Below are 26744 nucleotides of genomic sequence, written 5' to 3' on the forward strand. Positions count from 1 at the left end.
AAACCAGTCAGCTGGGACTGGTGATTTTGGTGGCGGCGTCTGTGGTTCGCTCGGAGAAGTCGACCGTGACGACTTCGACGCGTGGCCGGATGCCGCGCCAGTCGGCCCCGTAGTAGGTGGTGTCGATACCGCAGTTGGGGTGTAGGTCAATGCCGGTTGCGGTCGTGAAACGGTGGTATTCGGCGTCGCCTTGACCGTCTTCGAGTCGTCGTTTGCCTGAGTAGTGGAAGGGCGCGGCACTTTGGGGGATGATGAATACGCCGCGACGTGCGAGGGTCGCTGCGACGGCGATCAGGTGGTATTCGAATCGGTGTCCGGTGTAGCCGCCGGGCGAGTTTCGCTTGCGTGGCACCGGACCAAACGGCGGGTTGCTGATGGCGCAGTCGAATTCTCCCAGAACCTCGGCCATGTCGGGTAGGTCGAGGACGTCGGCCTGGATCCAGCGGGCTTCGGGCATGACCCGGCGGCCAACCGCCACGTACTGAGGATTGTTTTCGACGCAGACCATGTCGGCAGGCTCGAATTGAACCTGTCGAAGTTGCCGCCGAACCAACGCGGCCTCGTGGCACGCATCATCGAGGCTGCTGTGGACGGGCCACTCTCATTGCCTGCCGCAGTGGCCGAGGACTAGCAGGCACGGCCGCTGGCGTGCCACGGCACCCGGATATCGTGCGGCCATCCCGATCCTGATGTCCGGTTCAGGCCGTTGGCCTGGTTCGACAGATCGTCTGTCTGGTTGCGCTGTGTGACCGGTTGGCTGGCGGACCTGCAGAGGAGTCCCCGCTACGCTCGATCCTCTGAACTCAGCGGGTCTGTGGGTGTGAGGACGTACGTCAATGGTCTACATGCGATCGTGCAAGCCTGAAGTGTTGTGAGCTTTTGCGATGACTGTGCTACCTGAGATCAATTTTCATCAGATTCGTGGCAGAGCCCCGTCGGGTTCACAGCGGGACGGTTTCGAGGAGTTGTGTTCCCAGCTGATGATCTCCGGGGACCTCATCGAGTGGCCACCAGACGTCGTGTTCAGCGTCTTCGGCAACCCAGACGGCGGTCGAGAAGGCCGTGGTCTGCTGCCGGATGGCACGACGTGGTGCTGGCAAGCAAAGTATCTATTCAACCTCGGCGCTGCCGAGTTCGGACAGATCGACGAGTCCGTTCGAACCGCGCTCAAATCCGAACCGCAGCTCGCTCGCTACTACGTCGTCCTGCCCTACGATCGCCCTGCGAGCGATCGCCTCGATGCGAAGAGCGCGTTCACGAAATGGGAAGAACACGTCAAGAAATGGAAGGCAGCAGCCGTACAGGATGGAAGGTCTGTCAAGTTCTTCTACCTGGGTGAGCATCAGTTAAAGGAATGCCTGATCAAAAGCTCACAGGTTGGGCGGTTGTTGTACTGGTTCGACATTGACGGATTTTCCGAGGAGCGGTTCCGTGACATCGCCGCACGAGCAGAGTCCGCCGCTGGGCCACGGTACAGCCCGGAACTGAACGTTGAACTTCCTGTCAGTGAGGTTTTCGATGGGCTGGGGCGAACGGAGGCGTTCCAGAACGGCATCCGATCCAAGCTCGGTGCACTGCGCGCGGCGCGCGACGCATATGGATTGTCGATCCCGGAAGTCGAGAAGGAGCAGTTTCGAACGGCGATCGACGATCTTGATCGCCGCCTGGACCAGCTTGACGACCTCCTCCAGCAAGCGATAGCTCGAGCGTCGTTGCCGGACACCACGATGCCGGATCTCGCTCCTGCCATCGAACCGGTGCAGCAGGCCCTCAGCGTCGCAGTGATGCTGTTGCAGGAGCATTGTCTGCGTGACAACCATTACGTCGACAACGCGGCGAGCCTCGCGACGAGCATCAACAAGATTAGGTCAGCCGTTGGCCGGCTCGTCCGTTTCACGGAGGACCGCATGTGGCGGAGCGCGGACCAACAAGCAATCCTGGTGACCGGGACGGGTGGTTCGGGAAAAACTCACCTGTTGTGCGACCTCGCGAAAATACGCATCGCGCAGAGGGCACCCACACTGATCGCACTCGGAGAACAGTTCACCCGCGGCCCCGTCGAGGACGATCTCAGCAAAATAGTTGGGTTCGCAGGCCCGTCACGGCACCTTCTTGCCGCCTTCAATGTCGCGTGCCAGACCGCAGGCCGAGCGGGCTTGGTGATCATTGATGCACTCAACGAGGCGCCCGATCGGCAGATCTGGCGTCGCTATCTCGGCAGTTTCCTCAATGAGTTGGCCAAACACTCGCATCTTCGCTTGATTGTGTCGTGCCGGACTGAATTCCTCGCCGACACACTGACCAGTGAACTGCGGACCCGGATGACCGACGTGACGCACACAGGGTTCTCCGAGGTCAGCCGCGAAGCGATTCAGCAGTTCCTGGACTGGTATGGCATTCAACGTCCATCATTCCCGCTGCTGGACCCCGAGTTCACGAACCCGCTTTTCCTGAAGCTGCTCTGTACAACGCTCCGGCAATCCGGACAGCACAGGTTCCCTCGCGACGGCGTCGGCACGACATGGATCTACGACGGCTTCTTGTCGGCGATGGATGCCCGTCTCGGTGCGGAGAATCGATGCGACTACGACTCCACGCGTGGCCTAGTTCGCGCCGTAGTCGAACAGATCGCATCCACGATGATGGCGCAGGGCCGGAGGCTGCCCCGGCAACGCGTCGAGCCGATCACATCCCAGCTACTGCCCGGCCGGCCGTGGAGTTCAGACTTGCTCAACGGGCTTCTTAAAGAAGGAGTGCTCGCCGAAGGTGTCGTCGATGGCACACGCTATGTGCGGTTTGGGTACGAGCGGCTAGGAGATGTCGCCATTGCCCGTTTGATCGCAGCGCGGGGTCTTCCGGAGGTTGAAGCTGCTTGTCGGACGATGGCGCAGACGTGGTACCGGCACGCCGGCGAGTTACAGGCGTTGGCTTCGGTGTTGCCCGAGACCCACGGCGTAGAGCTGATGGATGTCCTAGAAATCTCGACGGACACGCGCGATTACAACGTGACCAGAGACTTTCTCGGAAGTTTGGCCTACAGGCGACCGGAATCGGTCACCGGCCGTACGGTCGAACTTGCGCGAGACCTGCTCGGCAACCACGAAACCTACGATGATGCGGTCAAAGCTCTCGTGCAGGTCGCGTCTGTACCTGACCACGCGCTCAACGCGATATGGCTTCACCATCACCTGAAAAGCATCCCTTTGCGGGAGCGTGACGCCACGTGGTCATTCTTCTGCACTCAGCAAGCCGAAACTGACGGGCCGATTTCTGCCCTCATCCTGTGGGCGTGGTCAGACGCCAGCGAGACGGTCGAGGACGACGTGCGGTACCTGGCAGCGTTGCTGATGTCTTGGGCACTGTCATCCTCACATCGCCCAACGCGAGACAACAGCACCAAAGCGCTCGTCGCGTTGCTAGAGAAAGTACCAACCACCTACCAGCGTATTCTTCACAGTTTCCACGACATCGACGACGACTACATCGAAGAGCGGCTATTGGCAGTCGGCTGCGGCATCGCTCAACGAACCATGAACCCCGACGTGCTCTTCCCTGTGGCTGACGCGATACGCGCGTTCACACTCGATCGCAACTACTGGCCCGAGAACCTGCATAGTCGCGACTACGCCCGTCGAGCGATCGAGGCGGCGCTAGAGCAAGGCTGGAACATGCCCGCCGCCGGTATCGCGGCTCAGATTCAACCGCCGTACACCTCGGTCTGGACTCAAGACAGCCGGTCGATCGAAGACATCAGAGCCTTGGCCGGGCCACCGGGCTACGCGTACAGCGCCGTCAGTCACCCGCTGATGTCGAACTTTGACGACTTCCGTAAGCATGTCGTCGACCCAGCGGTTCGCAGCTTCGACCTACGTGGCGAAGCCGATGCCGATCTGGTTGCCCGGCTCATCTTTGACCACGTCCTGACGCTTGGCTGGACACCCGAGATCTTTCAGAACATTGACAAGTACGTGTCACGCCGATTCGCAGATCAAGAAAAGCAATATGAGACCTTCGCGCAAAAATACATCTGGATAGCCTTCAAGCAGATACTCGGCCGTCTCACCGACCACTACCAGCTCAGCACCAAACCATGGGGGCAAGATCGCACCCAATACCAGACGCCCCTCGATGTCCACGGTCACGACATCGACCCCACTCTGCTGCTCCGTCGGACAGAGAACCGCGTCTACGACGACACCCCGTCGACCTGGTTCGCTCCCATGCAGGCAACGTTCCCGCAGAGTCTCGACGCGGCATGGGCCACCAACGACGCCTACGCCCCACGCGTCGATCAACTCCTCTTCGCCACAGACCAAGACGGATCTCAGTGGTTGCCGCTAGAAGGCCACTATCAGTGGTCTCAACCGCAGCATCCCGAAGACGCCGCCACAGGCACACCTCACCACCAGGCCTGGGCTCAAATCCGCTCCTACATCATCAACGCTGACGACGCCCGTCTGTGGGCTGCCTGGGCTCGCGGGCAGGACTTCGACGGACGGTGGATGCCAGAATCTGCTGGGCCCACAGGATTGTTACTCGCCGACCATCCATACAAATCTGATTGGCCGGACATCGAAGGCCGCGATGGGCACTACTACGACAAGACTCCGCCGCCGAACGGCTATACGATCACGACAGTGCAATATTGCGGCCTGGACAACGATTGGGACCAATCCGATAGTAAACACCTGCATGCGTTGATGCCCGCGACAGCGATGTGCAAGCTAATGGGATTGCAGCGGGCCGACGATTTCCGATGGGAAGCCGCAGGCGATGTTCAAGCGGAAAACTTCGCAGCCCGCGAGGTAGGTCCTGACAGCGTCCATATGCGTGCAGCGACATTAGTCAAGATGCTTCGCCGCGAGCACCGATGCCTGATCTGGACGATCCTCGCGCGCAAAGAGACCACCAGCGGGCTGCACGATTGGCCCCGCGATGGCCGACCAGTCTTTCGAACCCTGTCAGCCTCTTACCTCTTTGACGGCACGACCATACGACTGCTCGACGCCAACTCCCGCACACTTCACGCTGGCGGCGGCGAATCGAACCCAACCTCCTGGGCACTGCCAACCGAAGTGTCTATAAATGACGCGTAATGCTTTCATCTCTCCCCGGGGCGCGGGTCCGACTCGGTTTCTCCGTGGCTTGAGCGGCGCGATGCCGGCCGGTTCACTGATTAGTGTAAGGGCCAGGTCGTCGAAGTTGGCGAAGCTGAATTCGTGTGTGTCGTTGATAATTTCGCGAATGTGAAGGATGTGGCTGACGATGGTCGGTAGGTTCGTGCAGTTAGCCGTCTGATAGAGGCTCGGCGTGTCGTGGGCATGAGGGTCGATTCCCGGCGCGGACGATGACGTCGTCGATTTCGCGGGTAGCTGTCGGCCGATTGCGTGGCCAGGACGACGGTGCCGCTGGGCCTGAGACAGCGTGCGATTTCCCTGACGACGTGGGCCGGTTCAGCTGCGTGATAGAGGCAGAACGCCGCGACAGCGGTGTCGACGCGGTCCCCCGCCGACGCGAACGCCAGAGGTCCGACGCGGTCAACGATCAACGCGCCAGCTCATCTAGCGCTTGGCCAAAACGACCTTACCATTATTGACTTCTGTATCACTATCGAAGTGCGCAAGGGCAATGGGATCGATGGCTTTGACGATACTGGCATCGACGAAGCAACCGCTGCCTGAGTCGACGTCGTATCCGTAGAACACGCTGCTGTCAGCACGTCATCGGCACACTATGGGCCGTTTGGGACGACGCACCCGCCGACGGCAGACATGGTCCTGAGCACCGGCTATAGGGGCAGACCCTCTACCGCCTGCTGCTCACCCGCCGCACGGTCTTCGGCTGACGCCGATTTTGGCGCCCAAACCAGAGTCCTCGCCGCGTACGAAGCTTCTGACGATCACCGCGAGGGTGACGTTTTGATGGTGCGTTGGCGCCTGACGATCGCCAAACGTCACCCTCGCGAGGTTGGTACGCCAGGTCAGGGCTTGCAGACCGTGCCCTTCGGCGGCAGTGTGCCGTCGATCAGGTAGCGGTCGCCGTAGGCGATCATGCAGGTCACACCCGAGTCGTACATGCCGTGGCCGTCGTGGTCGTAGAGCACCGACACCGAGCCGGGCACCTCACTGACGATGTGTTCCGGTCCAGTGTGATCGCGCCAAGCGCCAAGGCCGAGCACTGCCGGCAGTGTCACGTGGGTCAACGGTGTACGAGGGTTGACGATGCGGTTGGGCCAGCCCACGCACGCCAGTGGATCCCGCAGAAACGCGCCCGGCATGTCCGGGGCGAGCCTGGCACCCCGCGCACGCGATTGCCGATATTCCGCGTAGTCGCGGACTCCGTAGCCGTCCGGACACATCACCGTGTACGTCGCCGGGGCCGCCAGTGGTTTCAGGTCGGTGCTGCCCGGCGGGAGGTCGGCGATGAATCCCGAGGCGTCACCGTGCAACGCCTTGTCGATCATGCGAGCCAGGTCGGGCCAGCCGTCGGAGTTTTGGGCGTACAAACTCGCGACTTGGACCATGTCGAAGCCGCTGTAGGCGACCGGTTCGTGGCCGACGACCGGCACCGGTTTGCGATCCGCGCCGGCGAGCAGCTTGCGCCAGACGGTCTTGACGTCCTTGCCATGCAGCGCGCACTGCGTGTTTTCGCCACACCACTGCACGAAACGCGAGAACTGTCGCTCGATGAGTGGATAGACTTCCCGGTCGATGGTCGCGGGGTCGGCCGTGTGGTCCACGGCGCCGTCGAGTACGAGCGCCCGCACCCGTTGCGGAAACAGGGTCGCGTAGGTCGTCGCGGGCACGCCACCGTACGACGTGGCGATCATGTTGACTTTCGGCTCGCCCAACGCGATCCGGATCGCCTCTAGGTCACGGGCGACGGACTTGGAGTCGAGATGATCGAAGAATTCCGGGTCGTGGCGCCGGCACTCCTGGGCAGAGCGCCGGTTCGTGGCGCCTTGCTTGGCGTATTCCGCTGGACCGTTCGGTTGGCTGACGACCACTCCGCCTGTCCAGCAGGTGATCGGCAACGGCCCGGGAATGTCCGGACTCTCCGGCGGGTTCCAGCGGGGATCGAGGCTGACGATGTCGAATCGCTTGCGGGTGTTCTGGTAGTTCTTGGCGCTGGCTGCCAGCGCGTCGACGCCGGAGGCAGCCGGACCGCCGGGTACCGCGAGGACGGTCCCGATCCGGTGGCTGGGGTCGGTGGCCGGCAACCGGCCGATACGCAGGGTGATCTTGCGGCCGCCGGGTGCCGCCCAGTCGACGGGTACGTCGATCGTCGAGCACTGCATACCGGCCGGCATGCCCCTGCCGGCGCAGGTTTTCCAATCGGGCGTTGTCGCGGCAGCGGCCGGCAGGCCGGCCACCGCGAGGCCGATCGCGGTCGCTATTCCAGTGATATAGGTAAAAGATCGCATAGTCGTGATCCTTCCTCGTAGCCAGTGGTCGATGGACCCTAGCTAGAGTTAGGTGCGGACCACGTCTGCCCGCAGGCATATCTTCAGCGGCGCCGCCGGCGGCGCACAGCGGCGGCGACGACGGCCGCACCGGTCAGCAGGCCGGCTCCGGCGAGCGCCGGAGCGCCGACCTTGATGGCTTTGCGGCCGGCACGATTTGCTGACCGCATCTCCCGCGCGGACGCGGGAAGAGTGCACGTTCTTGTCGCGACACGGCGAAGGTGTCGCCGCGCTCGTGCCGGCCGGTCTCCAGGAACAACTGCTCGCGGCGGTGACGCAGGCGCGTACCGCTTCCGACCAGCGAGTCCACCTGCCGCTGGGCCTGGACGGCAATGCCTTGCGCGCCGGTACCGTACACGTCACCGAACGAGAGCCCGCGCCTGGGCAAGAGCCTGCACCGAGCCCGGAACCGGAGCCTAAGCCAGCCCCCGCCCCGCGCCTGCTCTCGAGCTCGCATCGGCACCCCTTGTCGCCGAGGAGGATCCGGCTTCCGACCCGAGCTCGGCACCCGTGCGAACCTTGACTGCGGCGGAGGCGCAGGCGCTACCAGACCGCCGCTGCCGAGCTGCGCACCGCCGAGCAGGAGGTCTTCCACGATCCGCATCTCTGGCTGGCCGTTTACCTGCCTTTCGTCACCGGCGGATGAGCAGCCGCCTCGCGGATTGTCATCACGATGACCGCGATGGCGATCTGGACGCATCCCCACAGCAGCAAGGTGGGATGTGTCCAGGCGGTCAGCCCCGGACGGCGCGTGATCCTCATTGGCGACGTCCAGGGTGGAGTGCGATCCTCCCCTCACGCCGTCAGCCTGAACGACCCGTCAAGGTGTCCAGAACGGACTCGATCTCCGCACGTGCGTGCCCTTCGGTCCTGGCGCGCAGTTCCCGCATTGGCTCGACGGCTCTGTGCACACCCAACGTGGCCGCGGCCCGGACGGCGCGGCGGTCGACGTCCAGGCGCAGCAACACGAGGTTGTCCACGAGGGTGCGTTCGCGGCCGGTCACCTCGTCCAATCCGTGGGTGCTGAGGTTGGCCTTGCGGCTGTCGATGCTGTTGACCAGCCGACGTATCGCTTTGTTGGTGGAGCGCCAGGTCAGGCCCAGGTCCTCGGCCGTCTCGCCCGCCTCCCATCGGGCGATGATCTCTCGTAGTTCGGCAAGTGCCTCGGTCTTCACGGTTGTCAGCGACGACAGCAGCCGTCCGCTGACGCTCCTGAGCACCTCACCCGACCTCGCCTGGTCATCATCCAGTCCGACGAGGGTGATCAGCGCGCGTGTCGCCTCGGACCGCGCGGTGGGATCGGGGTCGGTCGAGGTCACTTCGAACAGGATTTCCCGGTCCGCGTTGGGGAACTCGGCCAGCAGCCGGGCGGCAGCGCCCCGGTTGAAGCCGGTGCCCTCATGCATGCGCAGTAACCGGATCATGGCCGGTTCACCGGAGTAGTCATGCAACTCAAACAGCGTCCTCGCGGCGGCCACACGCATAGTCGGCGCGGCTCGCTCGGAGGTCGCCTCAATGAGCGCCGGGATGGCGCGATAGCAGTAAACATTGGCCAGTGCCGTGGCCGCGCGGCCGTCGTAGGTGGCGAGCTTGGCGATGAGGACGAGCTCCGCCTCCTCCCGCTCCTCGCCGGTAAGGTCGAAGATCGCGCTGACGCCGGCGATCTCGTCGAGGGAGTCTCTCGTAAGCCTGACGGGGGTGGTCACCGCAGACAGGAACCGCTCGAACGCGGCCGAACGTGCCATCGGCCTGATGGTACAGAACCCGTCAGCATGCTCGTTATGTGAACGGAAGCCACTATGCGGCATGAGCGGGCGTTCGTATGGCGCGATGATGGCAAACGGCTTTTCTGTGAATCTCGAAGGTTGGTGCGGGCACGGTTTTCGTCCCTTGGTTGGCCTGGCCGTGGAGGGTTCCCGCTTTTGTTTACACAACTTAAGCGGCGTTATTTCCTTGGTTCATGAATCTGTTCTCGTACTCGACGGGTGTGAGATATTCGAGCGCGGAATGGATTCTCCGGGTGTTGTAATACCCCTCGATGTATTCGAACGTGCCGCGTTTCAGTCTAGCCACAGTGTCGAACGGGTGCAAGTGAATGTACTCCTTTTTCAACGTTGCCCAGAAAGATTCCGCGGCCGCGTTGTCGCAACAGATCCCGGTCCGCCCCACCGAGTTCCGGACACCATTCTCCTGGCAGAAGTCGACAAATTCCCGGCTGGTGTACTGGCTGCCCCGGTCGGCGTGGAGTACCACCCCGTCCGCCGGCCGGCGGACGGTTATCGCCATCGAAAGGGCGGCCGTCACCTCAGGATGTTTTTCTTCCAGTGCCACCATTATCCGACTGGCCGATGTGAGCGTCGCCCAATCGGTCAGGTTGAACGGATGCCGCGTGATCCACATAAACTCGCGCCGACCGTCTTGTCCGGTCTTTATGTCCTGGGCAGTGATGCTGTAGGCGTTGGCGAGGAACTCCCAATACTCGACGTTTTGCTTGCCGCCGGCCGAGTCGTAGTTTTTGACTTCGACGTACAACGGCGTTGGTGGATTTGTATGAATCCCGCCAAACAGGTCGTAGCGTTTGACCTTGCCATCGAGTCGTTGAAGTGTACAGACCGCCGGGTTGGTGTACACGTTGAAGGGAAGTTCAATCCATGTCGTGCTCTCAAGCCATCGCTTTGCGAGGTTGATGCCGTCAATCCCGTCCCGCTGTACAGACTCGGCGGCAGACATCTTGACATCGTATAGCAGCCGCCTACCCTCTGCACTGAGATCTGCGCGCTCAGTGCCTATGACGCCCGATCGCCGGCTCCAAAGCATAAAAGAGCGACCATTCTCGCGGGGCAGCTACGTCCGCGTGTGTAGCGACGCCGTACCGAGTGGTCGGTCAGGCGAAGACACGGCTGACTGACCACACACTCCCCGACCGGGACATGGGTTGCACTAGACCACCAATGTGGGCGATAACCTTCCCATGACACGACGGTCGCTTATCGAGCTCCTCGACGACGAGGCGCCACCGGCCAAGTTCTACGAGCAGCTGCGTCTCGCCGAACGCGACACCGATGCAAGTGAGCTGGAACGGCTCCGGGAGGAGTTCGCTGTCGCGATGCGCGTCCGGTCGAGAATGGCGTGGCAACGTCAGCACGAGTCCGAGCTGCGGGCACTCTACGAGACCGCCAACGACCTGACCGCGCTCCGTGACGTCGATGCGGTGCTGTCAGCGATCGTGCACCGCGCGAGACAGCTGCTGGCCGCCGATCTCGGCTATCTGAGCCTGATCGACGAAGCACAGCATGACTGCTACATCCGCACAACCGACGGCTCGCAATCGGCCGCGTTCCCCACGTTGCGGCTACCGCTGGGCACCGGAGTGCTCGGCATGGTGATTCACAATCCGACCCCCTACGCCACCGACGACTATCTGGCAGAAAAGGGGATTGTCCACCTGGAACACGTCGACGCAGCAACCGTCACCGAGGGAATCCGCGCGGTACTCGGTGTTCCGCTGCTGCTCAACGGAGTCGTGACAGGGGCGCTGCTGGTTGCCAATCGCAGCAAGCGGACCTTCTCCCACGACGAGGTCGCGCTGTTGAGCTCACTCGCAGCGCATGCTGCCGTCGCGCTGGAGAACGCGCGCCTTTTCGAGGAAACCCGTTCCGCAGTCCGTGACCTGAACCAGGTCAACGCCGAAGTCCGGGCGTACACGGTGTCGCTCGAGCTCGCCTCAAGCGCACACGACCGGCTCGCCGACGTACTCCTGCAGGGCGGTGGCATCACGGACGTCGCCCGGGTGCTCGCCGATGTGCTCGCCGGGCAGGTGTGGGTGTTCGACCCAAGTGGGCACAATTTGGCAGTGGCAAGTGGAGCTTCGGAGCCCGGTGTTTCGCTCGACGCCGCCGTTGCAGAAGCGCTGAAGACCGGGCATTCGGCCGAGGTCACCACAGCTTCTGGCGATGTCCGCGCAGTCGCCGTCGCCAGGGCAGGCTCCCAGCATCTCGCGACCGTTGTGCTCGGTCGCAGCGTCCCCCTAGGCGACGTCGACCGGCGCATCCTCGAACGCACGGCCGTCGTGACCGGGCTGCTGCTGATGTTCCAGCGAACGGTCGCGGAGGCGGAGCAACGCGTCCGAGGTGACCTCCTCGACGACCTTCTGTCCGATCCGCACCGCGACCCGGACAGCTTCCGTGAGCGGGCGCGGCGACACCGCGCCGATCTCGACGCTCCACAGGTCGTTATCGTCGCTCGAGTGCACGCCGTGGAGCGGCACCGAGGAGCCGGTGTCGCAGCCCGGCTGGTCACCGGTTACCACGGGCTCTCCGGGCTGCGCAACGGCGACGTGGTACTCGTCGTTCCCGGAACCGACCCCCTCGGTACGGCCGACAACATCATCGGCAGGCTACGCGGTGCCATCGGCGAGGACGTGACAGCCGGGGTGGCCGGCCCAGCCATCGGGCCCGGCCGGATCGTCGAGTCTTACCGCGAAGCACAGCAGTGCCTCGCGGCGTTGCTCGCTCTCGACCGGCACGGGGAAATCGCAGACGCTCCCACTCTCGGCTTCGCCCGGTTTTTACTGTGCCGCGCCGATGCAGCCGAGGTCGACGACTACCTGCAGCGGGTGCTGGGCCCGGTGCTGACCTATGACGCCAGGAGGGGCACCCAATTGACCGCTACCCTCGACGCGTGGTTCGCCGTTGGGGGCGGCCTCAACGCGGTCGGCGCGGGCCTGCACGTCCATCCGAACACCGTCGCGCAACGCCTGGAAAGAGTCGGAGCCCTGCTCGGGAACCAGTGGCGCAGGCCCGATCGTGCACTGGACATCCAACTCGCCCTGCGGATGTGGCGCATGCGTCAGGACCGCGACTGACCTTCCAGTAAACGGCGCGTGCGGACGTGTCGCGACCACACAGAACACCCGGCACTGTGCCGCTGCACCACATGGCGCGGTGCGTACGCCTTGCATACCGTCAGGGACATGACGCCCGAGCATCGCATCGAGACGTTTCGTGCCGACTACGACTCCGCATCGGCTTGCGCCGCAAGGTTTCTCTGCGATATCCACCCCGCTGATCGGATCGCCTTCACCATTGTCGACAGCTATCTGAGCGGCCGCGACGTGACTTACGGTGAGTTGGCCGACCAGTCACGTCGTTTCGCCGCCGCGCTCACTGACCTGGGGGTCGGGCCGGGCGACCGGGTAGCCACGTTGATGGGCAAATCGCTTGAGCTTGTGGTGGCATTGCTGGGAATCTGGCGGTGCGGCGCAGTGCACGTCCCGCTGTTCACCGCCTTCGCCGAGTCGACTGCAGTGGCGCGAGTCCGAACGTGCGGTGCCAAGGTGATCGTCTGCGATATGGCGCAGCGCCCCAAACTGGCATCGGTGACCGCATCGCGTGTCATCGTCGCCGCAGAGGTGAACGAGTACGAAAGGCCGCACGGCAGCGACCTGATTTTCGCCGAGCTGCAGCGCTCCTACCGGCCGGAGGATGCCACCACGTTCGTCGGCGGGGGTGACGCCGTACTGGTCCAGCTCTATACGTCCGGCACGACAGGCTTGCCCAAAGGCGTCCCCTTGCCGATCAAGGCGCTCGCGGCGATCCGCACGTACGTCGAGTACGGCCTCGATGTACACCGTGACGACGTGTACTGGAACGCCGCGGACACCGGCTGGGGATACGGCCTTTTCTACGGTCTGCTCGGCCCGTTGACGGCAGGCATGAGCAACCTGTTGCTGCGGTCGTCGTTCTCCCCTGAGCTGACTTGGCGGGTGATGTCCCGCTACCAGGTCACCAATTTCGCGGCCGCTCCCACGGTGTTCCGCGCATTGCGTGGCTGCCCCAGCCCATCCGGTGAACGACTCGCACTACGCCGCCTATCCTCGGCGGGCGAGCCGCTTACCGCCGATGTGGTCGAATGGTCGCGAAAAACTTTCGGTGTCGAGGTCCGCGACCACTACGGACAGACAGAGCACGGCATGGTGATCGTCAACGGATGGCATCCCGACGTGCGGGGACCGTTGAAACCGGGTTCGATGGGACAGCCGATGCCTGGCTGGACCACCAGCGTCCTGTGGCCGGATCGCGACGAAATCGCGCCACCTGGCACACCGGGCCGTATCGCGATCGACGTTCCTGGCAGTCCGTTGTTCTGGTTCCCCGGTTATGTGGACGCGCCGGAGGCGACCGCGGAACGGTTCAGCGAGGACGGACGCTGGTATTACACCGGCGACGTCGGGTGCCTCGACGATGATGGCTACTGCTTCTTCTCCGCGCGTGACGACGACGTCATCATCATGGCCGGCTACCGGATCGGCCCCTTTGAGGTCGAAAGCGCGCTCACGACGCACCCCGACGTGTCCGAGGCGGTCGTGGTGGGCGTCCCGGACAACCTGCGCGGCGAGGTGGTCGAAGCATTCGTCGTACCGCGTCCCGGTGTGGCTCCTTCGGATGCCCTCGCCGCGGACCTCAAACTCCTCGTCAAGCAAACCTATGCTGCCCACGCGTATCCACGCAAGGTCCATTTCCTCCCCGAATTACCGAAGGGGCCGAGCGGCAAGATCCAGCGCTCGTTGCTGCGGACACGGCGCCGCGAGCAACTGGCTGGCAGCGGTGGTGCGTGAAGTATGCGGATCGAGAACGCGGTGGCGCTCGTAACTGGGGCGTCCTCGGGTCTGGGTGAGGCGACCGCGCGGGCATTGGCTGAAGCCGGGGCCAGGGTCGTGTTGCTGGACCGCGATGCCGATTCCGGACAAGCGGTCGCCGACTCCATCGACGGCAAGTTCGTCCACGTGGACATCACCGATCGGACCGAGGTGGCCGAGGCGGTGAATGCCGCGGCCGATCTGGGGCCGCTCCGCGTCGCGGTCAACTGTGCCGGTGTCGGCGACGGCTGCCGGGTGGTCGACCGCAAGGGCAGACCACACGATCTCGCCCTGTTCGAGCGGATTGTCGCGATCAACCTGACCGGGTCTTTCAACGTGCTGCGCCTGGCGGCCGCGGCGATGGCCTCGCTCGCCGCTACCGAGGACGGTGAGCGAGGCATCGTGGTGAACACAGCGTCCATCGCTGGTCTCGAAGGCCAGACGGGCCAGGCCGCCTACGCAGCCTCCAAGGGCGGAATCGTCGGGCTCACCCTCGCCGCGGCGCGGGATCTGGGTCCGCACGGCGTGCGGGTGGTGACCATCGCGCCGGGTATCTTCGGAACAGCCATGGTGGGGTTGCTTCCTCTCGCCACGCGTGCCGACCTCCTGGAGAATCTCGCCTTCCCGCCGCGTACCGGTCATCCGGAGGAGTTCGCCGATCTTGTGCTGAGCGCCGTGCGTAACCCGTATCTCAACGGAGAGACGATCCGCCTCGACGGCGGGCTGCGCATGACCAACCGCTGACCCGCTTCTCTTCTTGCTCTCACAAGTCCTTTCCCCAGCCTCCAGGGTTTGCCCGACTCGAGTCTGTTCGTCCCAGGTGGCGCGGTGCTGGGACACCAGCGCGCAGGGGAGGACAAGGCCAGCCATGAACGAGGGGGCCGAAACCCCCTGCGGCCGGAATTCACCGAGGTTGACACTCGGTTGCGGCTGGTCAGTTCGCCAAGTGGAAGTGCCCGTCACGTGAAGTAGGCGGCACCGAGCGCTCCCCTCGACAAGTCCGCGCCTCGCTCGAGATAGCTGAGCCTGCCCCCTGCGACCACCGCGACGCGGTCACAGAGCCCCCGCACGACGTCCGGCCTCTGTTCGGCGATGACCATGCTCGACTGGCCGGCCAGCTCGTCGAGTGCGGTACGGACATCGGCGAGCACGATCGGTGCCAGGCCTGCCGATGGTTCGTCCAGCAGCAGGCAGCGTGGTCCGAGTGCCAGTGCCATGGCCAGCGCAAGCATCTGCAACTCCCCGCCGGAGAGCGTGCCCGCATGCCGGCGGCGTCGCTCGCCGAGCTGGGGAAACACTGCGAACGCGTCGAAGGCAGCTGCCGGGCGGCGCCCGGCGGCAAGGTCGAGGTTCTCGGCGACCGTCAAGCCGCGCAGCACATTGGCCCGGTGTTCGCCGACAAGTACCAGGCCGTTCCGGGCGTGGACGTAGACCGGCGCCGCGCCGACCGGATCGCCTCGGAACGTGAGCTCACCGGCCAGCGGGCGCAGGACTCCGGCGAGTGTCTTCAGCAGTGTGCTCTTGCCGACGCCGTTGGGTCCGACAAGCGCCAGCGTGCCCGCGGTGCCCAGTGCGAAATCGAGCGGGCCGAGCACCGGCCGACCGCCGTACCCTGCGACCAGACCCCGCGCTCGGAGTAGGGCAGCGTTGCGCGGGTCAGTCATACGAGAGCCTCCGATGATCCCAGGTACGCGGTGACGAAAACCGCGTCGGTGAACACGGCTTCGGGCGTGCCCTGCGAGATGATCCGGCCGGCATCGAGTGCGACGACCCGGTGCGCAACCCTGCGGATGAACGCTGTGTCGTGGTCGACGAGCACGATTGCCAGTCCGTCAGCCGCCAGTGCCCGCAGCGTGTCGGCCAGCTGCCGCCTTTCGTCCGGGGTCAGTCCAACCGTGGGCTCGTCCAGTAAGAGCACCTGACTGGGAACGGCCATTGCCATGCCGATCTCGATAAGTCTCGCAGTGCCTGCGGACAGCCCGGCTACGGGTGTCTCAAGGTCGGCCCGGGAGAGTCCCAGCTGCTGCGTGACCCTGTCCACGACCTCGTCGCCGGACATGCCGCGGCGCACGTGCGTACCTAGGCGCAGGTGCTCGAAACCCGGTTCCGCGGGCAGGTGGCCGCCGGTCTGGAACGTGCGGCGCAGCCCGAGCATCGCGCGACGATGCGCGGGTGTCCTGGTGATGTCGCGTTCGGCTAGCCAGACCGTGCCGGAATCAGGATGGCGATGCCCGCTGAGCGCGTTCAGCAGGGTGGTCTTGCCTGCTCCGTTGGGTCCGACGAGCGCCAGTACCTCGCCTGTTCGCACCTCGAGAGATGCCGCGCCCACCGCGACCAGCCCGCCGAAGGTGACGTCCACCTCGGAGCAGCGCAGCGCCACGGGTGCGTCTTTCGGTGGGGGCGGGCCTGCGGGCGGCACCTCGTTGCCGGTGTCTTTGGCGGGGCAACTGGGGGTCCGCGCCGTGGCATACGCCTCGGCGGCCGGTGGTCCGTTGTCGCGAAAGCGGTGGCCAAGTCTCGCGGTCAGCGCCCGCAGGGCACTTCCCGCCACCGTGATCTGCTCATTGAGGCCGCTGGGATGCTTGATCAGCACGAAGATCAGTACTATCGGCGCGAAGAAGGAGACGATGGTGCCGTAACCGCCCAGCAGTCCGGTCAGCACGCTCATACCGAGGGCGGCGGCGACCGGCCCTGTGACGCTGCCTCGGCCCCCCAGCAACACGAGCGTAAGCAGCAGTAGCGATGAGGCGTCGGTGAACGCCGATGGTGCGACCCCGTGGTGCAAGATCGCCCACATCGCGCCCGCGACGCCGGCGGTGCCCCCAGCCACCGTGTAGGCGGCCGTCCGATACCACGACACCGGAACACCGGCTGAGCGGGCGAGTTTCTCGTTGGCCCGGATGGCCCTTAGCCCGAGTCCGAACCGACCGCGACGAAGCGCCTGCACGACAAGCACGACGACTACGGTGAGCACCGTCAACAAAACGACCGCATCGATGTCGGTGCGGGGCAACCAGTCAGCGGAGCGCAGCCGCAGCCCTCCTGACCCGCCGACGAAATCGGGAAACCGCAGCACGAAATGAAAGATCGCGGCGTTGAGCAGCAGGGTGACCACGGCGACCGCAATCCCACGCAGCTTAAGCATGGGAATCGAGACAATCGCCCCGGCCAGCGCCCCGGCCAGGACCGCTCCGGCCAGGAGCAGTACAGCTCCAAGTGGTCCGGACACCAAAGGGAACAGCTGCGCCCCGACGAAGGCGCCGAGCGCCACCTGACTGCCCTGTGCCAGGGAGATGTCTCCGCAGTCGTTGACGAGCAGGTGCAGCCCGAGCGCGGCCGTGGCGTAGACCAGGCCAAGGCCGTACAGGTAGACCACATAGGTGTTGCCCTGCGCAGCGAGCAACCAGCAGGCTGCGAGCAGCAAGGCGAAGATCGTGACGGGCGTGACGACGTTTCGGAGTCTACGGGTGCGGATCATTTCACCGTCCTGAGCGCGGCGGGGGGTTTGACGAGCAGTACCGCGACCGCGAAGACAAGCAGGAGCGCCTGGTCGATCCCGGCGATACCGAACTGGAAGCCGACGACGCTTCTGAGAATGCCGATCAGTACGGCGGCACCCATGGCCACCGGAAAGGAACTGAATCCGGCGAGTAGCGCGGCCACCAGGGCACTGGTCATGACGGCGAACATGAAGTGGGGATCAAAACGGGTGAGCGGCGCGATCAGCAGTGCGGCCGCCGCGCTCATCATGCCGCCGAGTAGCCAGGCATAGCCGCTGATGCGCTTGACGGGCACCCCGAGAGTGGCCGCGGCCTGGCGGCTCTCGGACACCGCGCGGAGTTGGAGTCCCAGGCGAGACCGCTGGTAGAGCACTGACCCGGCGACTACGAAGAGCAGACTCACACCGAGCGCGAGCACTTCGGGTCCGCGCAGGGTGAGGCCACCGATCGTCACCCCGGCCCAGCCGCCGATCCATGGCGGGAAGTGATACGCGGAGCCGCCCCAGATCTGGAGCGCGACTAGTTGCAGGATCGACGCCAACGCGAGTGTCACGACGAGCCCGGTGCCCTGGTCACGCTCCCCGAGGGAGCTGATCACAAGGCGGTTGATCAGCCACCCCAACAGGCCACCGCAGGCCAGCGCCGCCGCCACGCCCAGCGGATAGGGCACGTCACCGTGAACGCTCAGGGAGAGAAAGACGAACGCGGCCACCATGCCGATGTCGCCCTGGGCCAGGTTGACGACTCGGCTCGCGCGGTAGACGAACACGATCGCGCAGGCGACGAGACCGTAGATGAGGCCAGCGACGGTGCCACTCAGAACCAGGGTGCCCATGTCGTGCCTGCCTCGTCACTTGAACCGGCTGGCCGGGTTACCGGTGATGACCCAGTGCCCGCCGCGGACCATGCTGGGCATCGCGGCGGCGCTGCCGTACCGACGGTCAGGCCCGTACCAGATCGGCGGCAGTGAATCGATCCGGATCGGGTTGGCCTCGGACGTACCCGACTTGAGCTCATCGAGCAGCCGTTGCCGGGTCAAGTCACCGCCGAGGCGGCGCAGCAGTTGCTCGATGAGCTTCGCCCCGGCCCAACCCGAGTAGCCGAGTTCGTCGGTCGGCGAAGGCTTTCGTGTCTTGTGCAGCCGGGCGAGGAAGTCCTTGTAGTCCGGTGCGTCGGCAACCGGGCCCGCACGCAGCGCCTGGACGCCCTCCATGAGGCCTCCGGACGCCGCGTTCATCATGTCGAAGGTCCAGGCCCCGGCACCGGTCCACGTCGGGGCGTAGCCGATGGTCTTGGCCGCTTTGAGCACCTCCGGCACCGCCACGCCACCGAGCAGGACGACGAGGTCGGCTCCGGCGTCGCGAACCCGTTTGACGTTCTGCACGTACGACGCGGCGTCCCGGTCAAAGCTCTCCGTCACGACGATGTCGAGTCCCGCCTCCTTGGCCACCGCGGTGAAGTGATCGCGCATCTCACGCATCAGATCCTGGTTCTCCCACATCAGACCGACCTTCTTTGTTCCCTGCGGATCCAGCGAGGTCTGGGTGAACGACGGAACGGCTTCGGCCAGCAGTTCAAGCGGCGTTGGGAAGATGAACGCCACCTTGCTTTCCTGAGCGAGTTCGAGCGGCGCGGCGACGGTCAGGTAGGGAGTGCCCTGTCGCTCGAACTCGGGTAGCGCGCCGATCGCCGGGTCGGCGCCGATGATGTTGTAGGCGAGGAAAACCTTGTCGCCCAACTGGCGGGCGGCCGCAGCGCCTCCGGAGACGGTGTACTGATCGTCCGCCTCGACGATCTCGATCGTTCTTCCCGCGATGCCGCCCTGGGCGTTGATCTGGTCGATGTAGAGGCGGAAGCCCGCGATCGCCCCCTCGGTGAACGCTGCCGCCGGACCCGACTTCGGCCCGTGAACGCCGATGACGATGTGCTTGGCGTCTACGCCGGTGCCGGAGCCGTTCGCGCCGCAGGCCGCCAGGGCGACCGAGGCGCTGAGTGCGACCGCCAGCCGGCGCAGCACGGAGCGTCGGGTATGTCGGAGGGGCCTCATCGTGTGAACTCCTCGATAGCGCGGGCGACGGCGCGGGCACCCGGGACGGACAGCAGGATCGTGTGGTGGTTAGTGCCGGGAACATCGACGACGAGCGTCTTCGGCACCTTCGCGGTGATGATGTCCCGCACATGGTCGGTGACCACCTCGTCACCGGTGCCGGTCAGTCCGCCGGGTGCCCGAATGAGCAGCAGGGGAACGGTGACGGCCTCCAGTCGCGCGCCGACCGCCTCCCTATCGAGCAGTTCTCGCCAGTCATCGCGAACAGCTTCCATGGATACCCGTGCCCTCATCTCCGGCTCCTTGCCGATGAGGTCGTAGCCGAAGTGCGCTCGCCCGTATATGTCGACGCCGTTCGAGTACACCGGGGTCTGTTCGTAAAACGCCACGTACTCGTTCAGGTTCGTCCAAGACCTGCGCAGCTTCGTGAGATAGAGGGCGAGGCTGGCGTCGAGCAGTTGGTCGGGGGTGACACCGGCGGGCACGTCCTGGGGGTAGCCACCGTCGACGAAGACGAGTCGCTCGACCCGGTCGGGATACCGTGCGGCGAAGGCACCGGCGATGTAGGAGCCCATCGAGTGGCCGACCACGGTGGCCCGTTCGACACCCCTGCTGTCGATGGCGGCAGCGAGGTCGTCCGCATGACGCGTCAGACCGAACGGTCCTTTGGCGGAGGACTGTCCACGGCCACGGCAGTCGATCGCGAGGATCCGGTGTTCACGCAGTTCCGTCGCGAGTCCGGCGAAGGCACGGGAATGCGAGGTAAGCCCGTGTACACACACGAGCGCGCCTCGCGAGCCGGGCCAGTCCGCGACGGCGAGTTCGGCACCGTCCGCACCCGGCACCATATACTGGTCGGGAGATCGAGTTTCTGTCACGCCCACAACGCCTTCTTCATTGGAGGTCGCCCGGGAAACTGGCCACGGGCCGTCGTCGACGACGGTAGGCAAGCGCTTGACCACAGGCTATGTGATCGACCGGCACAGTCCCGGCGGTTCTATGTGGTGGCGGTACGCCCCCGGGAACCGAGGGAGCGGCTGGCAAAGGGCTGTGATCGCCGGCTTATTTCCGGCGATCACAGCCCTTCAGCTCACTAACGCATTCCGCTCACGCCGCGTTCCAAAGAGGCACTTCCGGCGGGTCACCTGCCGGAATACACCAGGAATCGTCCCGGTGACAGCTCACTGAGTCATACTGCACTTCATGATCAAGAGCTGGATCAACCTGGACACTCACGGTCGATAATCGCATGCGTTACTTACTTTTGGAATCGTGACAATTCACTTGCGCCGGATAACTCTATCTTTGCCGAATTCAAGGTGATGCCGCCGAGACCGCACCCGAGGCCGAGACCCACGAGCATCGCACCCGTGCCGACTTGCGCGCTGCCGCTGTCCGAGCTCGCCAGCACGCAGCCATCCCGCAGGGCCGTCGGGGAAACATGATGTCGGCATCACCCCACACCGCCCGTGTCACCCCGCGAGGCCGAAGAACCGTGCCAGGTAGTAGGCGGCGCAGATATTCATGTCGGTCATCCCAGCGCCACCGGCAACCCCGCACTGCTCGGTACCGCTTCCGGGATCGATTGGCTGGCCGTGCGGTTGCCCGGTCAGGTTGTACGTCTCGACGACCGGCTCGCCGGATGAGTCGTAATAGACCCGATGCGGGTAGCCGCGGACTGTGTCCTGCACATTCGGCATCTGGTCCGCACCGTGGACATTGGTCCACTGGTCCATACTCTCGGTCAGATTCATGACGTTGACCGTGCGATCGGCCCCACCGTGCCAGATGGACACCTTCGGCCAGGGGCCGCGCCAGGACGGATACATGCCACGAGCAAGATCTCCCCACTGCTGAGGCGATTTGATGATGCCGGGGTTCATGCAGAGCAACGCGGAGACGGAGTCGGATGCGCACCCAGCGGGCCCGCCCGCGACGATCCCTCCGCCCGCGAACACGTCCGGGTAGGCGGCCAGCAGGTTGGACGTCATGAAACCGCCGGCGGAGACCCCGGTCACATAGACACGCTTGGTGTCGATTGAGGACTCGCCCTTCGCGCGGTCGACCATCTGCTTGATGGACAACGTCTCCCCGCTGTCGCGTGTGGTGTCCCCAGGCTTGAACCAGTTGAAGCAAGCCAGCGGGTTGTTCGCAATCTGCTGCTCCGGGAACACAAGCGCAAACTTGTAGGTGTCCGCCATCTTCGTCCAGCCACTTGCGTCGTCATAGCTGGAGGCGGCCTGTGTGCAGCCGTGCAAGGCCACGACGAGCGGCATGTTCGCCGGCGCGGCATCGGGGATGTATATGTACATCCGCAGGTTGCCGGGATTCGAGCCGAAGGCCAGAACCTGGCGGAGCGTCGCCGCCTCGGCGGCGGATGCCGCTACCGTGGCCGAGATAAACCCAGCGATAAGCAACAATACGCCCAGGAAAGCGACAAGGAAACTTTTCGGGCGCTCTACGTTCAATCTTTTCGTCGTGTACACCACAACTCCTTTGGTTGACGGAACGTACACCCCCGCACGAACGGACCGTACAGTATGTTTTCACCTGGACATATGGGGCCTGAGAACATAGCGCCCCCCATACTATGTGTTGTCGACACTCTGCCAAATCACTTCTTTGCATCTGTCGATTTGCGTTTATATATTCGATATGATCACAGTATCAATTTACGAGAGCGATTAAAATCGCGTGCATGCATTCCCTGTCGACACTTTTGCATATTCACAATTCTTGTTCTCCGCCCCGGGGCGACCCATGGGCTGAATGGCCTAACGGTTCCGCTATGGGATCGGCTCGTTCTCTTTTCTGATGTACCGGACGGGCCGCGCTGCCGCAGGATGTGACGAGAACGTAATTCTCAGCGCGGACAGGAGCGACTGTGCGATTGCAGGACAAAGTAGCGGTCATCACAGGAGGAACGGGCGGACTGGGAAGAGAGATTGCAGAACGTTACCTCACCGAAGGAGCCCGGGTGAACTGTGCATCCCGGCACGACTGTAACGTCAAGCAATTAATCGACGACTTTCCGGATCGCGCCAAGTTCCACCCGGTCGACGTCAGAAACCAGGAGTCGGTCGCAGAACTCATGAAGTTCGTCGCTGACGCATTCGGCGGAATCGACATCCTCCTGACGACTGCAAGCATCGGTCACGACGCCCGGATCGAGCGGTTCGATCCCGCGCGATGGGATGAGGTGATCTCCACTCACCTCACCGGAACCTTCCTGTGCGTTCGCGAAGCCATCCCCTACTTGCAACGATCCTCGTCCGGACGGATCATCACCATGTCCTCGGTGTTCGGTTCACGGCCCACGATCGGGGCCGTAGGGTACTGCGCGGCCAAGGCTGGAATCGAGATGCTGACGCGCGTCGGTGCGATAGAACTCGGCCGCGAGGGCATTCTGGTGAACTGTATAGCTCCCGGCTTCATCAGCACCGGAATGGGATACGCCGTCGAGGCCAACGCCAAAGTATGGCCAATATATCGCCGGAAGATGGTGCGTGGCCGAACAGGCCACGAAGCAGAAATCGCCGACGCTGCCGTATTTCTTGCCGGCCCGGAAAGCACCTACATCAATGGACATGTACTCGAGGTCAGCGGAGGACTGTCATGGGCTTAGCGCAGGAACCTGATTTCATCGTTTTAGCACTGCAGTGTCCGTGGCCAGTGAATACTGGCTCTGGCTCTGGCTCTGGCTCTGGCTCTGGCTCTGGCTCTGGCTCTGGCTCTGGCTCAAAGTTCGTGATGGGTTGCCCCCCCGACAGCTGGCAGATCGCTGACGTAGTTGATCATGCAGCTGGTGCGACGATCGTAGTCTGAATGTGTTGTTCCCCGACCTCGCTCCGCTGTGCATCGGACGGATCATCCGGCGCGGAGCACGGCTTGAGTTGCATGCGGACGTTGTCAACGGCGCGCGAATTTTGGTTCTGGCCCACTTTCCGTGATCAGGTTGGCCCCGGGCGGGCTGGTTTGTGGGGTTCTGTGATCATCTTCGCGGTGCGGTGATCATGGCGTTGTCGGGGTTTTGTTGCCTCATCTTGTGGGCGTGGCGATCGAGTCGGTTGGGCGAGCCGGTGGCCAGGTGGTCATCGTGGCGCGTCCGCGGGCGGAAACGGGGCAGTGTCCGGCGTGCGGGCGTGACTCGTCCAGGGTGCACAGTCGTTATGAGCGCCGGCTCGCCGACGCTGCGGTGGCTGGGCAGCAGGTGCTGATCAGGCTGAAGGTGCGCCGGTTCTTCTGCGGCAACGCCGGCTGTCCCAAGCGGACGTTCGCCGAGCAGGTCACTGATGTGGCCGAACGATACGCCCGTAGAACCCCGAAGTTGACGAAGATGCTGGAATCGATCGGGCTCGCGCTGGCTGGCCGTGCTGGATCTCGTCTGGCTGCCCGGTTGGGGCTTCCGGCTGCCCGTCACAGCCTTCTGCGCCTGGTCCGAGGTCTGGCCGATCCCGAGATTGGCGCAGTGCCGCCGGCGACGGTGATCGCGGAGCGGATCGGCTGGTCTCGGTCGATCCGGGTGCTGTCGGCGCGGGTGGCGGAGTTGCGGCCGGCGTATCTGCCGCCGGACCCGGCGTCGCGTGCTGGCTATGTCGCGGGTGATATCGCGCAGTGCGATTTCTGGTTCCCGCCGATCAAGGTGCCGGTCGGGTTCGGGCAGATCCGCGGACCGAAGCAGTTGCCGGTGTTGACCATGGTCTGCGGATACTCCCGAACGTTGGCAGGGCTGCTGATTCCCAGCCGCACGGCTGAGGATCTGTTCGCCGGCTGGTGGCAGCTGCTCCAGGCGCTGGGTGCCGTACCACGCACCCTGGTCTGGGACGGCGAGGGCGCGATCGGCCGCTGGCGCGGCGGACAGGTCGAATTAACCAAAGAATGCCAGGCATTCCGCGGAACACTGGGCACGAAGGTGATCGTCTGCCGCCCGGCTGACCCGGAGGCGAAGGGAATTATCGAACGAGCGCACCAATATCTGGAAACCTCGTTCCTGCCAGGACGCCAGTTCACCTCACCAGCGGACTTCAACACCCAGCTCCGTGATTGGTTGGCCGTGGCGAACACTCGGACCCGTCGAGCGCTGGGATGCGCGCCCAGTGACCGTATCGCCGCCGACAAAGCGGCGATGCTGAGCCTGCCGCCGGTGCCGCCGGCGACCGGGTGGCGATCCTCGCTGCGGCTGCCGCGGGATTACTACATTCGCTTGGATTCCAACGATTATTCGGTGTCCCCGGTCGTGATCGGCCGCCGCATCGAGGTCGTAGCGGACCTGGAACGGGTCCGGGTGTTCTACGACGGCAAGCTCGCCGCCGACCACGAACGGATCTGGGCCTGCCACCAGACCCTCTCCGACCCCAACCACGTGACAGCGGCCAACATGCTCCGCCAAGCCCGCACGGCGCGTACTCGCCGGCTCCGAGCGGTCAACGAGCCAGAGGTGGAAGTACGGTGCCTGGCCGACTACGACACCGCCCTGGGCGTCGAAAGCGACCACAACAGCGGTCACAACAGCGGTCACAACAGAACGACTGATGGCGCGATCGGCGGCGCGAACGGTGGTGTGGCGTGATGGCTGCTCGAATGCCAACAAGAACATCATCAGGAACGCCAACAAAAACAGCGGCGAAGACGGCTGCGGCAGGCCGGGACATGACCGCGGAGATCGCGTTTTTGACGCGTGCGTTGAAAGCACCCACGCTACGCGAGTCCGCCTCTCGGCTGGCTGACCGCGCGCGAGCCGAATCCTGGACGCATGAGGAGTTTCTGGTCGCCTGCCTGCAACGCGAAGTGTCCGCGCGAGAGTCCCATGGCGGCGAAGGTCGAATCCGCGCGGCCCGACTGCCGGCCCGCAAATCGTTGGAGGAGTTCGACTTCGACCACGCTCGTGGTCTCAAACGGGACGTGATCGCCCACCTCGGTACACTTGATTTCGTCACAGCAAAGGAAAATGCTGTTTTTCTCGGACCACCTGGGACCGGTAAAACGCACCTGGCGATCGGGTTGGCGATACGGGCCTGCCAGGCCGGACACCGGGTTCTGTTCGCCACCGCCGCCGAGTGGGTCGCCCGGCTCGCCGACGCCCACCACGCCGGGCGGCTACAGGTCGAACTGACCCGGCTGGCCCGGTACCCGCTGCTGGTCATCGACGAGGTTGGCTACATCCCGTTCGAACCCGAAGCGGCGAACCTGTTCTTCCAGCTGGTCTCGTCCCGATACGAGCGCGCGAGCCTGATCGTCACCAGCAACAAGGTCTTCGGCCGCTGGGGCGAGGTCTTCGGCGACGACGTGGTCGCCGCCGCCATGATCGACCGCCTCGTCCACCACGCCGAAGTCATCGCCCTGAAAGGAGACAGCTATCGACTCAAAGACCGCGACCTCGGCCGCGTCCCCGCGGCCACCACCAGCGAAGACTAACCACCAAACCGTACACACAGAGGGTCAAAATTCAGATGCCGAAAGTGGGTCAAAATTCGCGCGCCGTTGACACGTTTCGCGAACTGACCCAGTTCCAGCAGTGAGCGTTCTCGTTCTCCTGCCGCGCGATCGAGACGAGCTCCTCGTTCTCGCTTGGCGCATTCTCGTCGCCCCGCTCTGGCGCCATTCGTGCTGACCAGAGTGGGACTGAGCGAGAAGCGGACCGAGAGAGCCGGCGAGATAAGTCTCTCGACGAGCGTTTTTGAACAAACACGAGCGCAACCTCCGTGAGCCCAAGTCGTACGCGTTTGCTTACGTCGACCAAGGGCCGCCGCAGGCCCGAGAAAGTCACACTCCTGCTCAAAACTTGCCGAGAAGTGTCGGTAGCACCGTCCGCGGGCTGTAGAAAACGTTCTCGTCGTGTACGCCACCTCTGGGCGACGAGACGGTATCGAACCGACATTCGAACCATACTTTGGCTGCGCGTCGACGCCCGGCCGTCTACCTCGCTCGCGAGACGAGGAGGCGCCGCAACCTTGAGCACCAAGGAGTCGATACGGCGGTGTTCGCGAAGTCCCCCCGCAGCGTCGCCTACACCGCCCACCACCACCTACCCGCCGGCGGCGGCGCCCGCATCGTCGGCCGACGCGTCCCGGGCGTCAACGGCATCAGCTGGGCCGTCCG

At 64.2% G+C, this 26744-nt stretch carries 19 protein-coding genes and 2 pseudogenes; 8 read left to right on the forward strand and 13 right to left on the reverse strand.

Going from position 1 to position 26744, the window contains the following annotated elements:
• Positions 1-7: 7 nt before the first annotated feature.
• Entirely contained in the window at positions 8-508 is a 501-nt protein-coding gene (locus GNX95_RS30730; protein ID WP_163511178.1) for a class I SAM-dependent methyltransferase, read from the reverse strand.
• 376 nt (positions 509-884) lie between these two features.
• On the opposite strand from GNX95_RS30730, the gene GNX95_RS30735 reads away from it, so the two are divergent.
• Positions 885-5096: an NACHT domain-containing protein gene (locus GNX95_RS30735; protein ID WP_163511179.1), complete on the forward strand. Its 4212-nt coding sequence runs from the start codon at positions 885-887 to the stop codon at positions 5094-5096.
• An 80-nt stretch (positions 5097-5176) separates the two neighbouring features.
• Here the strand turns inward: GNX95_RS30735 and GNX95_RS44480 are convergent, their stop codons facing one another.
• The 6 genes from GNX95_RS44480 to GNX95_RS42745 all read right to left on the reverse strand — a co-directional run bounded on the left by GNX95_RS44480 (position 5177) and on the right by GNX95_RS42745 (position 10192).
• Positions 5177-5548 (reverse strand): methyltransferase domain-containing protein, encoded by a 372-nt coding sequence (locus tag GNX95_RS44480; RefSeq protein ID WP_163511180.1) that lies wholly within the window; start codon positions 5546-5548, stop codon positions 5177-5179.
• Positions 5549-5980: 432 nt separating this feature from the next.
• Positions 5981-7423, reverse strand: coding sequence for an alpha/beta fold hydrolase (locus GNX95_RS30745; RefSeq protein WP_163511181.1), 1443 nt, complete (start codon positions 7421-7423; stop codon positions 5981-5983).
• A gap of 83 nt (positions 7424-7506) precedes the next feature.
• On the reverse strand, positions 7507-7632 hold the full coding sequence (locus GNX95_RS43900) for a hypothetical protein (protein WP_281356974.1): 126 nt from the start codon (positions 7630-7632) through the stop codon (positions 7507-7509).
• 448 nt (positions 7633-8080) lie between these two features.
• Positions 8081-8224, reverse strand: a complete 144-nt coding sequence (locus GNX95_RS30755) for a hypothetical protein (protein WP_163511182.1) — start codon at positions 8222-8224, stop codon at positions 8081-8083.
• A 41-nt stretch (positions 8225-8265) separates the two neighbouring features.
• Complete coding sequence (locus GNX95_RS30760; protein WP_163511183.1) at positions 8266-9207, reverse strand: HEAT repeat domain-containing protein; 942 nt, start codon at positions 9205-9207, stop codon at positions 8266-8268.
• A gap of 190 nt (positions 9208-9397) precedes the next feature.
• A complete protein-coding gene (locus GNX95_RS42745; RefSeq protein WP_222854057.1) occupies positions 9398-10192 on the reverse strand; it encodes an integrase core domain-containing protein in 795 nt (264 codons plus the stop codon).
• A 241-nt stretch (positions 10193-10433) separates the two neighbouring features.
• Between GNX95_RS42745 and GNX95_RS30770 the strand changes: the two genes are divergently transcribed.
• From GNX95_RS30770 to GNX95_RS30780, 3 genes are all read left to right on the forward strand, one after another.
• Positions 10434-12326: a helix-turn-helix domain-containing protein gene (locus GNX95_RS30770; RefSeq protein ID WP_163511184.1), complete on the forward strand. Its 1893-nt coding sequence runs from the start codon at positions 10434-10436 to the stop codon at positions 12324-12326.
• Positions 12327-12434: 108 nt separating this feature from the next.
• Positions 12435-14078 carry an AMP-binding protein gene (locus GNX95_RS30775; protein ID WP_163511185.1) on the forward strand — a complete coding sequence of 548 codons (1644 nt, stop codon included), beginning with the start codon at positions 12435-12437 and terminating at the stop codon, positions 14076-14078.
• Positions 14079-14081: 3 nt separating this feature from the next.
• The gene (locus tag GNX95_RS30780; protein ID WP_163511186.1) at positions 14082-14843 is read left to right on the forward strand and encodes an SDR family NAD(P)-dependent oxidoreductase; all 762 of its coding nucleotides are present in this window, start codon (positions 14082-14084) and stop codon (positions 14841-14843) included.
• A 215-nt stretch (positions 14844-15058) separates the two neighbouring features.
• Here the strand turns inward: GNX95_RS30780 and GNX95_RS30785 are convergent, their stop codons facing one another.
• The 6 genes from GNX95_RS30785 to GNX95_RS30810 all read right to left on the reverse strand — a co-directional run bounded on the left by GNX95_RS30785 (position 15059) and on the right by GNX95_RS30810 (position 22132).
• Positions 15059-15694: an ATP-binding cassette domain-containing protein gene (locus GNX95_RS30785; protein WP_163511187.1), complete on the reverse strand. Its 636-nt coding sequence runs from the start codon at positions 15692-15694 to the stop codon at positions 15059-15061.
• 65 nt (positions 15695-15759) lie between these two features.
• On the reverse strand, positions 15760-17577 hold the full coding sequence (locus tag GNX95_RS30790; protein ID WP_163511188.1) for a branched-chain amino acid ABC transporter ATP-binding protein/permease: 1818 nt from the start codon (positions 17575-17577) through the stop codon (positions 15760-15762).
• On the reverse strand, positions 17574-18434 hold the full coding sequence (locus tag GNX95_RS30795) for a branched-chain amino acid ABC transporter permease (protein ID WP_163511189.1): 861 nt from the start codon (positions 18432-18434) through the stop codon (positions 17574-17576). The genes GNX95_RS30790 and GNX95_RS30795 overlap by 4 nt, the downstream gene beginning before the upstream one ends.
• A gap of 15 nt (positions 18435-18449) precedes the next feature.
• Positions 18450-19616 (reverse strand): ABC transporter substrate-binding protein, encoded by a 1167-nt coding sequence (locus GNX95_RS30800; RefSeq protein WP_163511190.1) that lies wholly within the window; start codon positions 19614-19616, stop codon positions 18450-18452.
• A gap of 26 nt (positions 19617-19642) precedes the next feature.
• Positions 19643-20608, reverse strand: a complete 966-nt coding sequence (locus GNX95_RS30805; protein ID WP_163511191.1) for an alpha/beta fold hydrolase — start codon at positions 20606-20608, stop codon at positions 19643-19645.
• 510 nt (positions 20609-21118) lie between these two features.
• Positions 21119-22132, reverse strand: a complete 1014-nt coding sequence (locus GNX95_RS30810) for an extracellular catalytic domain type 1 short-chain-length polyhydroxyalkanoate depolymerase (RefSeq protein ID WP_222854058.1) — start codon at positions 22130-22132, stop codon at positions 21119-21121.
• Between the two features lie 398 nt (positions 22133-22530).
• Between GNX95_RS30810 and GNX95_RS30815 the strand changes: the two genes are divergently transcribed.
• The 4 genes and pseudogenes from GNX95_RS30815 (at position 22531) to istB (ending at position 26060) form a co-directional block, all read left to right on the forward strand.
• Positions 22531-23271, forward strand: coding sequence for an SDR family NAD(P)-dependent oxidoreductase (locus GNX95_RS30815; protein WP_163511192.1), 741 nt, complete (start codon positions 22531-22533; stop codon positions 23269-23271).
• 471 nt (positions 23272-23742) lie between these two features.
• Positions 23743-23880, forward strand: a pseudogene (locus GNX95_RS44485) (transposase family protein); the annotation flags it as partial.
• 240 nt (positions 23881-24120) lie between these two features.
• A pseudogene (locus GNX95_RS30820) lies at positions 24121-25215 on the forward strand (IS21/IS408/IS1162 family transposase); the annotation flags it as partial.
• 11 nt (positions 25216-25226) lie between these two features.
• The gene (gene istB / locus GNX95_RS30825) at positions 25227-26060 is read left to right on the forward strand and encodes an IS21-like element helper ATPase IstB (protein ID WP_163512035.1); all 834 of its coding nucleotides are present in this window, start codon (positions 25227-25229) and stop codon (positions 26058-26060) included.
• Positions 26061-26744: the final 684 nt, after the last annotated feature.

This window comes from Fodinicola acaciae (assembly GCF_010993745.1).
Classification (GTDB): Bacteria; Actinomycetota; Actinomycetes; order Mycobacteriales; family HKI-0501; genus Fodinicola; species Fodinicola acaciae.

Coding starts and splice junctions, on each gene's coding strand:
- GNX95_RS43900 (WP_281356974.1), bottom strand. CDS start 7,632: ATGCGGTCAGCAAATCGTGCCGGCCGCAAAGCCATCAAGGTCGGCGCT.
- GNX95_RS30760 (WP_163511183.1), bottom strand. CDS start 9,207: ATGGCACGTTCGGCCGCGTTCGAGCGGTTCCTGTCTGCGGTGACCACC.
- GNX95_RS30780 (WP_163511186.1), top strand. CDS start 14,082: ATGCGGATCGAGAACGCGGTGGCGCTCGTAACTGGGGCGTCCTCGGGT.
- GNX95_RS30745 (WP_163511181.1), bottom strand. CDS start 7,423: ATGCGATCTTTTACCTATATCACTGGAATAGCGACCGCGATCGGCCTC.
- GNX95_RS30795 (WP_163511189.1), bottom strand. CDS start 18,434: ATGGGCACCCTGGTTCTGAGTGGCACCGTCGCTGGCCTCATCTACGGT.
- GNX95_RS30735 (WP_163511179.1), top strand. CDS start 885: ATGACTGTGCTACCTGAGATCAATTTTCATCAGATTCGTGGCAGAGCC.
- GNX95_RS30775 (WP_163511185.1), top strand. CDS start 12,435: ATGACGCCCGAGCATCGCATCGAGACGTTTCGTGCCGACTACGACTCC.
- GNX95_RS30755 (WP_163511182.1), bottom strand. CDS start 8,224: ATGAGGATCACGCGCCGTCCGGGGCTGACCGCCTGGACACATCCCACC.
- GNX95_RS30730 (WP_163511178.1), bottom strand. CDS start 508: ATGGTCTGCGTCGAAAACAATCCTCAGTACGTGGCGGTTGGCCGCCGG.
- GNX95_RS42745 (WP_222854057.1), bottom strand. CDS start 10,192: ATGTCTGCCGCCGAGTCTGTACAGCGGGACGGGATTGACGGCATCAAC.
- GNX95_RS30790 (WP_163511188.1), bottom strand. CDS start 17,577: ATGATCCGCACCCGTAGACTCCGAAACGTCGTCACGCCCGTCACGATC.
- istB (WP_163512035.1), top strand. CDS start 25,227: ATGCCAACAAGAACATCATCAGGAACGCCAACAAAAACAGCGGCGAAG.
- GNX95_RS30770 (WP_163511184.1), top strand. CDS start 10,434: ATGACACGACGGTCGCTTATCGAGCTCCTCGACGACGAGGCGCCACCG.